Source organism: Pseudomonas sp. S30_BP2TU TE3576 (genome assembly GCF_050436025.1).
Taxonomy (GTDB): Bacteria; Pseudomonadota; Gammaproteobacteria; order Pseudomonadales; family Pseudomonadaceae; genus Aquipseudomonas.
Genome location: NZ_JBNDLK010000001.1, coordinates 5,955,106 through 5,968,451, shown reverse-complemented (window position 1 = coordinate 5,968,451; position 13,346 = coordinate 5,955,106). Strand labels below are relative to the sequence as shown.

Genomic DNA, 13,346 nt, shown 5'->3' with positions numbered 1-13,346 from the left:
GAAGCACAAATGAAAACGGCCTGGACAGAGCCAGGCCGTTAACAATTGTAATGCTGTACTTATTTCAGTACGGCAAGTGCCGCTTCGTAGTTCGGCTCGTCAGCGATTTCGCCAACCAGTTCGCTGTGCAGCACGTTGTCGTTCTCGTCCAGAACCACGACGGCACGAGCGGTCAGGCCCTTGAGCGGGCCGTCAGCGATGGCCACGCCGTAGTTCTGGATGAACTCGGCGCCGCGCAGGGTCGACAGGTTCTGTACGTTTTCCAGGCCTTCGGCGCCGCAGAAACGGGCCTGGGCGAATGGCAGGTCAGCGGAGATGCACAGCACGACAGTGTTGTCGACGCTGCCGGCCTGGGCGTTGAATTTGCGCACGGAGGTGGCGCAGGTCGGGGTGTCAACGCTTGGGAAAATGTTCAGTACTTTGCGCTTGCCGGCAAAGTCTTTCAGGGTGACGTCGGACAGATTGCCGGCAACCAGGGAAAAGGCTGGCGCCTTGGAACCGGCTTGTGGCAGTTGGCCGTTGACTTGAACCGGGTTGCCTTTGAGAGTGACTTGAGCCATGAACGGAGTCCTTCTGACGTTGGTTTGGAGAATTTTGACCAGGCCGAAGTTAACCACGAAATTGTCCGACGACCTATGGCCAAACATAAATTGTCATGTATCAGCGCACAAAACTGGATACACGCGTTTTCTCACTCACTACTAAACCCTGTGGGAGCGGGCTTGCCCGCGAATACGGCAGCACATTCAGCATCGCAGTGACTGACAGATCGCTTTCGCGGGCAAGCCCGCTCCCACAGGGACAGCGGTGTTATTTGAGTAACTCCAGCATATTGCGATGTCGTGCCTCGAAAATCCGCCGCATGTAGCCATTGACCAGCAACCACTCCATGGCAGCACCCCCCAACGCCGAGTAGGTGACCCGGTCGGTATATAGCGTACCGCCCTCGCCTGCTGCTACCCGATGTTCGTGACGAAAGGCACGCATCGGCCCCTTGAGCATTTCGTCGATGAAATGCGTTTCGCCGACTTCACGGATCACCACCGTCCAGTTCATTGGAATCACATTGAACATCCAGTGGCGAAAGCGAAATTGCCGCCCGGCTTCAATCCGCAAAAGACTCAGGTCGACATGACCCAGTGGGGTGATGCGTTCAGGGAAAATCTTCGGGAAGTTGATGCCCTCCAGGCAAAATTCGAGGACGTCTTCGGGTATGCGACCGGGAATGAGCGTGGTGATCTGCAAGATTGGCATAGGGGACACATTCCTTTGGTCAATAAACGAACAGGCCAGAAATACTGTGTTGTGAAATGGAAGTCGAAAATAAATCTGCCATGGTGTCACCTACGACAATTTTATTCAGCGTGCTGTCGATTTGCACCGCAGCCATTCGACCATTGAGCGAGTCATTCAAATACAACGGAGACATCACCATGCGATTTATGATCATCATCAAAGCCAGCCAGGAATCCGAAGCTGGCGTCATGCCCAGCCAAGAGCTGCTGACAGCCATGGGCAACTACAACGAAGAGCTGGTCAAGGCCGGCATCATGCTCGCGGGCGAAGGCCTGCACCCGAGCAGCAAAGGCGCTCGTGTAAAGTTTTCAGGAGACAAACGCTCGGTGATCGACGGTCCCTTCATCGAAACCAAGGAACTGATTGCCGGTTTCTGGTTGTGGAAAGTGAAGTCCAGGGAAGAAGCCATCGAATGGGTCAAGCGCTGCCCCAACCCGATGCCGGGCACCGAGGCCGAGATCGAGATTCGCCAGGTGTTTGAGGCTGAGGACTTTGGAGCCGAGTTCACGCCGGAACTGCGCGAGCAGGAAGAGCGGGTTTGGGAGCAGGCGAAGAAAAACTGATGGGCGCTGACTGAGTCGGCCACTGCCTCAGCATGCGTACGACAGTGACCGTGAGGCCTGGGTCAGGGATATTCGCGAGGGGATGTGCGGGGATGCGGTGTCTTGGCGGCCGCCTTCGCGGGCAAGCCCGCTCCCACAGGGGACTTGTGGCGCTCACAGATCCCCTGTGGGAGCGGGCTTGCTCGCGAAGGGGCCATCAGCCTCAAAACAATGCCATTTGACATCCGGCAAAGCTGTATCAAGCTTCAACGCACGCCTGACGGCAATCGCACCTTGACCATGGAAGTCGTGATGCCGAAACATAAAAATAAAGCTGCATCCCCAAACCATGATTCGCAACCGGCCCTGATCAAGCGTTATCTGTTCCCTGTCACCATCGGCATCTTGCTCCTGGCCGTGGCGGGCATCGGCTGGTTTTTGCTAAGCAGCACCCCGCCGCCACTCAAGCCGGCTCCCGTCAGCACACCCGCCGTGCAACCGGTCGCTATCGCGCCGGCGAAGATGGTCGATGAACAACAATGCCAGGGCTGCCACGACGAACAGGTCAAGGACTGGCAAGGCTCCCATCACCAATTGGCGATGCAGCAAGCCAGTGCCGACACCCTGCTCGGCGACTTCAATAACGTGACCTTCAAGGCCGAAAAGGAGGCCACGGTTTTCTCGCGCAAAGGCGACGAATTCTGGGTCAATACGCCGGGTATCGATGGCAAGAATGCCGATTTCAAAGTCGCTTACACCTTTGGCATTGCCCCGTTGCAGCAATACTTGATCGAGGTCGGCGATGGAAGGCTACAGGCCCTCGGCGTGGCCTGGGATACCGAGAAGCAGCGCTGGTTTCACCTTTATCCGGGCCAGGGGGTGACCTTCAAGAACCCGCTGCACTGGAGCAAACCCAGCCAGAACGCCAACTTCATGTGCGTCGAATGCCATACCACCGGCTACAAGCGCCATTTCGATGCGGCAAAAAACACCTTCGACAGCCACTGGAACAGCCTCGGTGTCGGCTGTCAGGCCTGCCATGGCCCGGCGTCCAGTCACCTGGAATGGACCGCGAAGAAAACCGACCTGATCCACGCCGGATTTGCCGTCGACCTCAAGGACAGGAACGCTACCGTGGAAATCGAAACCTGCGCCCGCTGCCACTCGCGCCGCGCACCGCTGGGCGACGGTAACACGGTTGGCAAGCGTCTGATGGATGACTATCTGCCGAGCGTCCTGACCCGCGAGCTGTATGCGCTGGATGGCAAGATCAAGGACGAAGTGTTCGAACATGGCTCCTTTGCCCAGAGCAAAATGTTCGACAAGGGCGTGCGTTGCAGCAACTGCCACAACCCTCACAGCACCCAGCTGAAAGCGCCAGGTAACGGTGTATGCCTGCAATGCCACAACACCGCCGGCAAAACCACCGTGGAAGGCTTCGACAGCAAAGGCCTGCAAGCGAAAAACTACGATTCCATCGAACACACCCGCCACACTATGGGCCAACCGGGTTCGCAGTGCGTGGATTGCCACATGCCCGGCAAGTTCTATATGGGCAACGACTTCCGGCATGACCACAGCTTCAGCATTCCCAATCCCGAGCGAGCGAAAAAACTCGGCACGCCGGACGCCTGCCTGACCTGCCACCTGGGCAAGGACAGCGACAAAATCAACGAACAATTCAAGCTGTGGAATACCGCCAGTAGCCCACAAGCCCCACGCTACGACGAAAGCCTGTGGCTGATCCGCAACGGCCAACCCGGCGCGGCGCAAGCCTTGTACGAGCAGTTGCAACGCAGCAATCTGCCAGCGATTCAACGGGCGACCCTGCTGACCGAATTGCCGATGTACCCCAGCGAACAGGCGTTGAAACTGGCGACCAGGGATCTGGGCAATCCGGCCCCGCAAGTGCGTGAAAGCGCCATCCGGGCGATCAGTGCTTTCCTGCCGCCAGCGGAGCGGGCACAGCTATTGACGCCGTTGCTCAGTGACCCGGTGAAAGCCGTGCGCATTGCCGCAGCCCGGGACTTGCTCAGCGTGGCGCGCAACGGTCTGGGCGGTGCCCAGGACAGCTGGAATGCCGCCATTACCGAGTACGAAACGGTGCAGAAAAGCCTGGCCGAACGCGCCGAAGCCAATCTCAACCTGGCGATGCTGTATCAGGCCAGTGGTCGTGGTGGTGATGTCGAAGGCCTGCTGCGAATTGCGCTCCAACGCGATCCGGACTTCTATCCGGCACTGGTAACGCTGGTGCAATGGCTGGAAGCCAACGGCCGCACTCAGGAAGCCCAGGCGCTAATGGTGCAAAGTCTCAAGGAACACCCGGACGCCGCCCTGCTGCAACATACTCAGGGCCTGTCGCTGGTACGCGCGGGCAAAGCCGACCAGGCCATGCCGTTCCTGCGCAAAGCCGCGCAACTGGAGCCGCAGAGCCCGCAGTACGGCTACGTGCTGGCGGTGGCCCTGCATGACAGTGGCAAAGTGGATGCCGCGTGCGAAGAGCTGGAACGGTTGTTGAAAGTTCAGCCGGCCAACCGCAATGCGCGGCTGTCGCTGATCCAGTACTACCTCGACAACGGACAGGAACCGAAGGCGCAGGTGCTGCTGCAAGGCTGGAAGAAAATCAACAAGGGGGATCCGGCGTTGAAATAACTCCCGCCCGTAGCAGCTGCCGAGCAGCGCGAGGCTGCGTTCGGCGGCGAAGCCGTCGTGAAATCAAACGACGCGGTGTTCAGGAATACCGCGTTCGCAGGGTTTACGACTGCTACGCAGCCTCGCGCTGCTCGGCAGCTGCTACAACGTACAACGGGCAAAAACTTCAACGACGTCTGAACAACGGCCGCGGCTCGATCACCGAACGCCCGTAAAGCACGCTCATCCCCGCCAGGCCTTTCAACGCATCCTCGGCGGATTTGTCTTCGCGCACGGCGAAGCTGTCGAAACCGCATTGGCGCATGTGGCTCAGTTGATCGCGCAGAACGTCGCCGATGGCGCGCAACTCGCCGGCCCAACCCAATCGGGTGCGCAGCAGATAAGCCTGGCTGTAGCCGCGACCATCACGAAAGCTCGGGAAGTCCAGGGCGATCAGCGGCAGTTGGGCAAACCATGGCTTGAGACTTTCCACTTCATCATCCGGCCCCAGCCACACACCCTGTTGCCGAGTGTTTTCCAGCCATCGGGCGAGCGGCAGGATCACGGCACCGTCCGGCACTGGTTGCTCCAGGTCGCGCACCAGTGTCCACGGATCATCCGCAACAATCCGCGCCACGCCCTCTTCCAGCCGCAACAGATTGTTCATGCCGATACCTCCAGCACTTTCGGATAGACCGCTTCCTTGAACGGCTCCAGACCGATGCGCTGCACGGTGTCGACAAACAGCTCCTCACTCTCGCGATAACGTACGAAAGTCTCGACGATCTGCTCGATCACCTGCGGCACTTCGACTGCGCTGAACGACGGGCCGATGACCTTGCCCAGCGCGCTGTGCTTGCCTTGGGCACCGCCGAGGGTGATCTGGTACCACTCGCTGCCGTTCTTATCGACGCCGAGGATGCCGATGTTGCCGATGTGGTGGTGACCGCAGGCGTTCATGCAGCCGGAGATGTTGAGGCTGATGTCACCCAGGTCGTGCAGGTAATCGAGGTCGTCGAAACGCGCCTGAATGCCCTGGGCGATGGGGATCGACTTGGCGTTGGCCAGCGCGCAGAAATCACCGCCGGGGCAAGCGATGATGTCGGTGAGCAAACCGGCGTTGGCGCTGCCCAGATTGTGTTCGCAGGCCAGGCGCCACAGCGCGAACAGCTCGGCTTTTGGCACGTCCGGCAGAACGATGTTCTGCTCGTGGGCAATGCGGATCTCGCCGAAACCGAAGCGCTCGGCCCAGTCGGCCACCGCTTCCATTTGTTTATCCGTGACGTCGCCCGGTGGCGAAGCGCTGCCCGGTTTGGTCGACAACACCACGCTGGCGTAGCCCGGCACTTTATGCGGCTGAACATTGCGCAGCACCCAGCGCGCGAACGCCGGGTTGTCGGCCAGATGCGTGCCGTAATCGAGGCTGGTGTCTGCCAGCTCACGATAAGGTGGCGCGACGAAGGCGCTGGCCACGCGGTCGAACTCATCAAAGGTCAGTTGCGCCGGGCCGTCCTTGAGGTGCTGCCACTCCTCCTCCACTTCCCGGGCGAAGGCTTCGATGCCCAGGGCTTTGACCAGGATCTTGATCCGCGCCTTGTATTTGTTGTCCCGTCGGCCATGGCGGTTGTACACCCGCAACACCGCCTCGACGTAGGACAGCAGGTGCTGCCACGGCAAGCCTTCGCGGATCTGCAAACCGAGGATGGGCGTGCGCCCCAGACCGCCGCCAACGATCACCCGCAACAGCATTTGCCCGTCGTTGCCGGGGTAAAGATAGAGGCCGATGTCATGCATCATGATCGCCGCCCGGTCCTGTTCGGCCGAGCAGATGGCGATCTTGAACTTGCGTGGCAGGAACAGGAATTCCGGGTTGATGGTCGACCACTGCCGCAGGATTTCCGCCAGCGGTCGCGGGTCGATCATTTCGTCTGCCGCAACCCCGGCGAAGGCTTCGGTGGTGATGTTGCGCACGCAGTTGCCGGAGGTCTGGATCGCATGCATTTCCACCTGAGCCAGGCGTTCGAGGATGTCCGGCACCTGGGCCAGTTCGATCCAGTTGAACTGCATGTTCTGCCGGGTGGTGAAGTGACCGTATCCGCGATCGTAATCCCGGGCGATGCTCGCCAGCGTGCGCATTTGCCGGGCACTCAGCGTGCCGTAGGGAATGGCGACTCGCAGCATGTAGGCGTGTTTTTGCATGTACAGGCCGTTCTGCAGGCGCAACGGCAGGAACTCTTCTTCGCTCAGTTCACCGGCCATGAAGCGCTCGACCTGATCGCGGAACTGCGCAACCCGTTCGAACACCAGCGCCCGGTCATAATCATCGTACTGATACATGTAAATACCTCATCAGGATTGACCGCGCATCGCCCGTAACTTCGCCTCGCCCGTAGCAGCTGCTCGGCAGCTGCTACGGCCGGCGGGGTTTGGCGGTTCTTGTGTGGCATGACTATGGACCTGCGGCGCAGATCATTACAGATTCACCTGAATGCATAAAAACCGTATCAGAGCGCGGTAGAGGGCCGCAGGTGGCTCTCAAATCTGATCCGCATAAATGAAAGTTTCCTGAGCCTGTTTTGTTTCCATCGGGATTTCTACAGTGCACGGCATTGCAACCGTGGAAGCATTGAGCATGAGCACAACAACTATCGGACAGGCCTATAACTACAAGGTCGTGCGCCAATTCGTCGTGGCGACCGTGATCTGGGGCGTCGTCGGGATGGCGATGGGCGTGTGGATCGCCTCGCAACTGGTGTGGCCGCAGATGAACCTCGATCTGCCGTGGACCACTTTCGGTCGTTTGCGCCCTTTGCACACCAGCCTGGTGATTTTCGGATTCGCCGGCAGCGCACAATTCGCCGCCAGTTATTACGCGGTGCAGCGCACCTGTCAGGCGCGACTGTTCTCGGACAAACTCGCCGCCTTCACCTTCTGGGGCTGGCAGTCGGTCATTGTGGTGATGCTGATCACCCTGCCGCTGGGCTATACCACCACCAAGGAATACGCCGAGATCGAGTTCTCCGGCGCGGTGTGGATGACCGTGGTCTGGGTCGCTTATGCCATCGTGTTCTTCACCACCGTGGTGCAGCGCAAGACCAAACACATCTATGTCGGCAACTGGTTCTTCGGTGCGTTCATCGTGGTCATTGCGATGCTGCACGTGGTCAACCACCTGTCGATTCCGGTGGGCTGGTTCAAGTCCTACCCGGTGTACTCCGGGGTTACCGACGCCATGGTCCAGTGGTGGTACGGACACAACGCCGTGGGCTTTTTCCTGACCACCGGTTTCCTCGGCATGATGTATTACTTCGTGCCGAAACAGGCCGGTCGGCCGGTGTATTCCTATCGCTTGTCGATCGTGCATTTCTGGGCGCTGATCACCCTGTACATCTGGGCCGGTCCGCACCACTTGCACTACACCGCGCTGCCGGACTGGGCGCAGTCGCTGGGCATGGCCATGTCGCTGATCCTGCTGGCGCCGAGTTGGGGCGGGATGATCAACGGCATGATGACGCTGTCGGGCGCGTGGCATAAATTGCGCACCGACCCGATCCTGCGTTTTCTGGTGCTGTCCCTGGCGTTCTACGGCATGTCGACCTTCGAAGGGCCGATGATGGCGATCAAGACGGTCAACGCCCTCTCCCACTACACCGACTGGACCATCGGCCATGTACACGCTGGCGCCCTCGGCTGGGTGGCGATGATCACCTTCGGCGCGACATACCACATGGTGCCGAAAATCTTCGGCCGTGAGCAAATGCACAGCACGCCGCTGATCAACCTGCACTTCTGGCTCGCCACCATCGGCACTGTGCTGTACATCGCCTCGATGTGGGTCAATGGCATCACCCAGGGCTTGATGTGGCGTGCAATCAACGACGACGGCACCCTGACCTATTCGTTCGTCGAAGCCCTGCAGGCCAGCCATCCGGGATTTGTGGTGCGTTTCGCCGGCGGCGTGCTCTTCCTCACGGGCATGTTGCTGATGGCCTACAACGTATGGCGCACGGTGCGGGTATCGGACGTGGCGATGGTGGAACGTGAGGCGCAGATAGCCTGATGACTGAAGTCGTGCTGAACCTGCTGGGTATGGCGTTTCTGTGGTTCGCCATCGAATACTGCCTGCGCCACCAGACTACCAAGAGCCTCGACGACGCCAGCCTGATCCCGTTTGCCGATGACCCGGAGGTGGCGCGACGGGTGGAGGCGGCTACCGGGAAGACCATCAATGCAGTGGCGCCCGAAGAGGTGAAGCCAGGCTGGGGAAACATCGATATCTGATGCAACACCGATCACCGTGGGAGCGGGCTTGCTCGCGAAGGCGGATCAGCATTCAACATCAATATCGACTGACAGGTCCCCTTCGCGAGCAAGCCCGCTCCCACATGGGTTATTTACTGTTCACACAATTGGAACCCGTCAGACACGATCCCGGGGGATCAAAACCTGTAGCTGCTGTGCCAGAAAATCCGCATCGAACGCAAAGGTATCCGGGTCCTTCAAGCCATTGGTCTTGCGCCACTGCCAGGCGTTCGACGGCGGCAGGCACACCAGCGAAACGCTGCCATAGCGTGCAGCGGTAAAGCCCATCACTGCCAGGGAAATCTGCCCACCGGCGCCCATCACATCCGGCACGAACTCCACCGGTTTGCCGGCAATCGCAATGGACAGTTTCTCGGTCTTGAACGTCGACGTCTCGACCGGCACGCTCGGCCCGAACGCAACGTAAGCTTCGCGTGTCACCTCCAGCAGATTCGGCGCCAGCACCGGCTCCAGCCATTGCTGGATCTGATCGAACAAATCGCCGATGCGCGTCGCCCACTCGGCCGATTGCGCCTCAAACACTTGTTTCTTGTGCGCTTCGCTTTCTGCGTAGTGGCGAAGCATCTCGCCCAGTTGCCGTACGTCGTCCATTGCGGTGTTCCTTTGGTTGCAGCGGTACTGCGGACTTCGAGCATGGCAGATGCGCGCTGTCGGTGTACGACTAAAAGCGCGAACGGTACTGGCTGGGGGTCATGCCCAGGTGTTTGCGAAAGGCGCTGCCCATGTGGGACTGGTGGGCGAAGCCGACGTCCAGGGCGATGTCGGCCAAGGGTCGGTCGGTGCGTTCGATCATCCGCCGCGCTGCCTGTAGCCGCACTTCCACGAGGTAAGCATGGGGCGTGAGGCCGATGTACCGGGTGAAGTCGCGCAGCAAGCGCAGTTCGTTTTGCCCGTAGGCCGCCGCCAAATGCTCCAGTGTCAGCGGCTCATCAAACTGTTCGGCGATCTGCTCCAGCACGCGGGTGAACGCCTTCGGCACGACGCGCCGGGACGTATTCGCCGTACCGTTGCCCAGTCCCACCAGCCCCATTGCACATTGCTCAAGCGCCAGCGCATCCGCTTGAGGTGCCAGCAGCAGGCGCCGCAATTCCCGTCCCAACATCAACGCCTGTCGGTGACCAGCCGACTGCACGCGGTGATTGACCGCCGGTAAATTCTGGCTGGCCAGTGGATCGTCCAGGCGCAGCAGCAGATATTCGCCACCGCTGGTCGACTCGGAAAAAACCTCCACGCCGACCGGGGTGTAGGCCAGCACGCCGGGCAAGGTATCGAAATCGACCCGCTGGTCCGAATCGATCGCGTGCACGCCCTGCTGGCGCTCCAGGGTCACGCCGAGGGTTTGCCATTGCGCAGGATCACGGGCGCTGTACGCCGCCCGGGGCAACAGCTGCACATTGAGCCGACCGCCCAACAGATCCTGGCTCAGTACCGTGGGCATGTGAAATTTCCTGATAGATCGAAGCGAAGATCCACGGGACACTCTCGAAAAGGGTTACCAACAACAGGAGCACACCATGCGCACCATCGGCCTGATCGGCGGCATGAGCTGGGAGTCCAGCGCCGAGTATTACCGCCTGATCAACCAGCAGGTTCGCGACCGCCTCGGGCCGTTGCGTTCGGCGAAATTGTTAATGTACAGCGTCGACTTCGGCCCTGTCGAACAGGCCCAGCACGCCGGTCGCTGGGACGATGCGGCGTTGATCCTGGTGGATGCAGCGCAGCGTTTGCAGGCGGGCGGCGCCGATTGCGTGGTGTTGTGCACCAACACCATGCACAAGGTCGCCGGGCAGATTCAGGCCGCCATCGACATTCCCTTCCTGCACATCGCCGATCCGGCCGCTCAGGCCGCGGTCGAGGCCGGTGCCTTGAAGGTGGGCTTGCTGGGCACCGCGTTTACCATGGAACAGGACTTCCTCAAGGCACGCCTCGCTGCCCGGGGTTTGACGGTGCTGGTGCCGGAGACCGAGGAGCGCCAGGCCGTGCACCGGATCATCTACGACGAGTTGTGCGTCGGCGTGATCAGCGAAGCCTCACGCCAGGTGTATCAGCAGGTGATCAAGGCGCTGACTCAGCGCGGCGCCCAGGCGATCATCCTTGGCTGCACGGAAATTGGTTTGCTGATCAAACCCGAACACAGCGCCCTGCCCTTGCTCGACACCACCGAGCTGCATGCGCAAGCTGCGGTGGCGTTCGCCCTGGGCGACTGACTCAACCGGCCTTGGGCGTGCGACGCAGGCGCGCCATGCTCAAGGTGTCCACCAGCACGCCGTCGCGTACGGCGTAATCACGCAACAGGCCTTCGGATTCGAAACCGAACTTGCGATACAGCGCAATGGCCGCTTCGTTGTCGGCGTACACCGAAAGCTCGACGCGCTGCAGGTTCATCCAGTTATCGGCGATATCCAGCGCCGTCGCGAGCAGCTTCGAGCCCACGCCCTTGCCTTGCCACTCGACCGCAACGCCCATGCCGAAACTGCCGGCATGGCTGCGACGAATGCGCGAGAACTGCTCCAGGCCAATATTGCCGATGACCGTGCCTTGATGCAGGGCCACTACCTTCACCGATCGTTCGTTATCCAGCGCCAGGCGACTGCGCCAGAGTTCGGTGGACTGAAACGGCATTTGCAGGGTTTGACGGGCGATTGCGGGGTCGTTGTACAGCGCCGTAATGCCTTCGATGTGGGATTCGTTGAAGCGTTCGAGGGTGATGACGGGATCAGTGGCTGGCATGGGTGAATCATCCTTGAAGCAGACATGGCCGTTCACTCTATAACGCTTCCTTCCCGTGTGGCGAGAACCAAAGTGGGAGCGGGCTTGCTCGCGAAGGCGCCATCACATTCAACGTTGAAGGTGTCTGGTCAACCGCTTTCGCGAGCAAGCCCGCTCCCACATTTTGATCGCACTCAGCTTTCGAACCACTCCCGACGCTCGCTGAAGGTGTTTTCAATCAACTCGACGATCATCCGTACCTGCGCGTCGTCCTCGGAACGGGCGTTGACCGCCATCCATACCTGACGCCGCATCGGCCGGTCAAACAGGCCCGGCAAGGCAATCAACCCGCGATCGAAGTGCCCTATGTAGTGCGGCAGCAGGCCAATGCAGGCGCTGCAACGGATCATCTCCAGCATCAGCTCGTAGGATTGCAGATGCACCACCCCGGCCAGGCGTTCATCCACCAGTGCATTCCATGGCTGGAAGCTTTCAACCTGGCAGTCCTGTCGCCATTGCACCAGGAGAAAATCGGCCAGCTCATCCAGGCGTTCCGGCCTGGAAGCGACCCGCGAGTAGCGCTTGGCAATGTGCGGCAGGTAATCCACTTGCGCCAGAGGCCGGGGTTCGGTGGTGGCAAAGCTTGGCCCCGGTAACGGCGATGCGGTTTTACCCAGCCACACCACCACGTCGGCGCTGGCCGCTTGCAGGGACAATTCGCTGTCGAGCGAAATGATATCCAGGCGCACGCGGGCGTTGCGCCGCAACAGTGCAACCAGGTCGCGACCGAGAACGTCACGCAGGATCGAGTCCGCCACAGCCAGCCGAATCAACGGCTGCTCGATCACCGGCAAATTGCGCTCATGGGCCAGGGCGATCAGTTGTGCGTGCAAGCGCAAGCCATCGCGGCTGAGGCTGAAGCCATTGTCTGAATGGTTGAACAGCGAACACTGCAGCTGCGTTTCCAGCAACACCAATTGCCTGCGCAGGCGAGTGGCCTTGATGTTGAGACTGCGGGCGGCCTGCATGAAACAACCGCAACGGGCACTGACGGTGAAATACAGCGCCAGTTCGGGGTCGAGCCCCGCAGCCAACTGGCGCCATGCCGCATTTTTATCGATGGTTATACGATATTCGGCAGCCCCCTGGTGGGCGCTGGTTTCCATGACTGACATCGAGGACTCCCTGTCGACCTTGCAATGACAGTTGCATCCTGCGGATCATTCATGAACCTGCTGTGACAATGACTCAGGCGCTGGGTGTTTGCCGAAAGCTCACGGCCAGGCGATTCCAGCTGTTGATGGTGGTGACGGCGATGGTCAAGTCGACCAACTCGCTTTCACTGAACTGCTCCCGGGATTGCGCGTAGACATCGTCCGGCACGTGGCTTTCGGAGAGCAAGGTGACCGCCTCGGTCCAGGCCAGCGCGGCTCTTTCCCGCGGATTGAAAAAGCTACTGTCACGCCAGACCACGATGGAATACAGGCGCCGATCGCTTTCGCCCAGACGCCGGGCATCCACCGAGTGCATGTCGGTGCAAAAGGCACAGCCATTGAGCTGCGAAGCACGAATCTTGATCAGGTGCAGCAGGCCCTGTTCGATGCTCAGGCTGCTGGTCAGGGCCTCCATGGCGATCATGGCTTTCATCGCTTTGGGGGACGCGCTGTAGTAATCCAGACGGGGGTTCATGGAACGATCTCGTGCAGCCGTGAGGTGATCTTCACGGTAGCCGCTGGCGCGGGGGCATGACAGATCCAATTCAGTGATTTCCCCGTGGACCACCGCCACCAGACCAATTGACGGTTTTTCCACCGCACAACTTCTGCACCACCGGCGGATAAGGGT

The 13,346-nt window shown here is 60.1% G+C and carries 14 protein-coding genes; 5 read left to right on the top strand and 9 right to left on the bottom strand.

Translation table 11 applies throughout. The annotated features are described in order from the left end of the window. Window positions 1-59: 59 nt before the first annotated feature. Entirely contained in the window at window positions 60-560 is a 501-nt protein-coding gene (gene tpx / locus ABIA48_RS27280) for a thiol peroxidase (protein ID WP_429492694.1), read from the bottom strand. A 250-nt stretch (window positions 561-810) separates the two neighbouring features. After that, window positions 811-1,254, bottom strand: a complete 444-nt coding sequence (locus tag ABIA48_RS27275; protein WP_429492692.1) for a polyketide cyclase — start codon at window positions 1,252-1,254, stop codon at window positions 811-813. Window positions 1,255-1,433: 179 nt separating this feature from the next. Here ABIA48_RS27275 and ABIA48_RS27270 point away from each other — a divergent pair, with 179 nt between their 5' ends. Next, window positions 1,434-1,859, top strand: a complete 426-nt coding sequence (locus ABIA48_RS27270) for a YciI family protein (protein ID WP_007991867.1) — start codon at window positions 1,434-1,436, stop codon at window positions 1,857-1,859. A 291-nt stretch (window positions 1,860-2,150) separates the two neighbouring features. Continuing rightward, entirely contained in the window at window positions 2,151-4,490 is a 2,340-nt protein-coding gene (locus ABIA48_RS27265; protein WP_429492690.1) for a tetratricopeptide repeat protein, read from the top strand. A gap of 166 nt (window positions 4,491-4,656) precedes the next feature. On the opposite strand, the gene ABIA48_RS27260 is transcribed toward ABIA48_RS27265, so the two are convergent. Both ABIA48_RS27260 and ABIA48_RS27255 read right to left on the bottom strand, forming a co-directional pair. After that, window positions 4,657-5,136 (bottom strand): DUF934 domain-containing protein, encoded by a 480-nt coding sequence (locus ABIA48_RS27260; RefSeq protein WP_429492688.1) that lies wholly within the window; start codon window positions 5,134-5,136, stop codon window positions 4,657-4,659. Beyond that, window positions 5,133-6,806 carry a nitrite/sulfite reductase gene (locus ABIA48_RS27255; protein WP_429492686.1) on the bottom strand — a complete coding sequence of 558 codons (1,674 nt, stop codon included), beginning with the start codon at window positions 6,804-6,806 and terminating at the stop codon, window positions 5,133-5,135. The genes ABIA48_RS27260 and ABIA48_RS27255 overlap by 4 nt, the downstream gene beginning before the upstream one ends. A 295-nt stretch (window positions 6,807-7,101) precedes the next feature. Between ABIA48_RS27255 and ccoN the strand changes: the two genes are divergently transcribed. Both ccoN and ABIA48_RS27245 read left to right on the top strand, forming a co-directional pair. Beyond that, window positions 7,102-8,529 carry a cytochrome-c oxidase, cbb3-type subunit I gene (gene ccoN, locus ABIA48_RS27250; RefSeq protein ID WP_429492684.1) on the top strand — a complete coding sequence of 476 codons (1,428 nt, stop codon included), beginning with the start codon at window positions 7,102-7,104 and terminating at the stop codon, window positions 8,527-8,529. Further along, complete coding sequence (locus ABIA48_RS27245; RefSeq protein WP_108229471.1) at window positions 8,529-8,750, top strand: CcoQ/FixQ family Cbb3-type cytochrome c oxidase assembly chaperone; 222 nt, start codon at window positions 8,529-8,531, stop codon at window positions 8,748-8,750. Before ccoN ends, ABIA48_RS27245 begins: the two co-directional genes overlap by 1 nt. A gap of 138 nt (window positions 8,751-8,888) precedes the next feature. Here the strand turns inward: ABIA48_RS27245 and ABIA48_RS27240 are convergent, their stop codons facing one another. After that, a complete protein-coding gene (locus ABIA48_RS27240) occupies window positions 8,889-9,383 on the bottom strand; it encodes a hypothetical protein (protein ID WP_007987037.1) in 495 nt (164 codons plus the stop codon). 70 nt (window positions 9,384-9,453) lie between these two features. Continuing rightward, the gene (locus ABIA48_RS27235) at window positions 9,454-10,230 is read right to left on the bottom strand and encodes a helix-turn-helix domain-containing protein (RefSeq protein WP_429492683.1); all 777 of its coding nucleotides are present in this window, start codon (window positions 10,228-10,230) and stop codon (window positions 9,454-9,456) included. Between the two features lie 76 nt (window positions 10,231-10,306). Here ABIA48_RS27235 and ABIA48_RS27230 point away from each other — a divergent pair, with 76 nt between their 5' ends. After that, complete coding sequence (locus tag ABIA48_RS27230) at window positions 10,307-10,999, top strand: aspartate/glutamate racemase family protein (protein WP_007987033.1); 693 nt, start codon at window positions 10,307-10,309, stop codon at window positions 10,997-10,999. Between the two features lies 1 nt (window position 11,000). Here ABIA48_RS27230 and ABIA48_RS27225 read toward each other — a convergent pair whose 3' ends face one another. From ABIA48_RS27225 to ABIA48_RS27215, 3 genes are all read right to left on the bottom strand, one after another. Continuing rightward, on the bottom strand, window positions 11,001-11,522 hold the full coding sequence (locus ABIA48_RS27225) for a GNAT family N-acetyltransferase (RefSeq protein ID WP_429492681.1): 522 nt from the start codon (window positions 11,520-11,522) through the stop codon (window positions 11,001-11,003). A gap of 173 nt (window positions 11,523-11,695) precedes the next feature. Next, complete coding sequence (locus tag ABIA48_RS27220) at window positions 11,696-12,676, bottom strand: LysR substrate-binding domain-containing protein (protein ID WP_429492679.1); 981 nt, start codon at window positions 12,674-12,676, stop codon at window positions 11,696-11,698. 73 nt (window positions 12,677-12,749) lie between these two features. Continuing rightward, window positions 12,750-13,190 (bottom strand): carboxymuconolactone decarboxylase family protein, encoded by a 441-nt coding sequence (locus ABIA48_RS27215; RefSeq protein WP_429492677.1) that lies wholly within the window; start codon window positions 13,188-13,190, stop codon window positions 12,750-12,752. Between the last annotated feature and the right edge of the window lie 156 nt (window positions 13,191-13,346).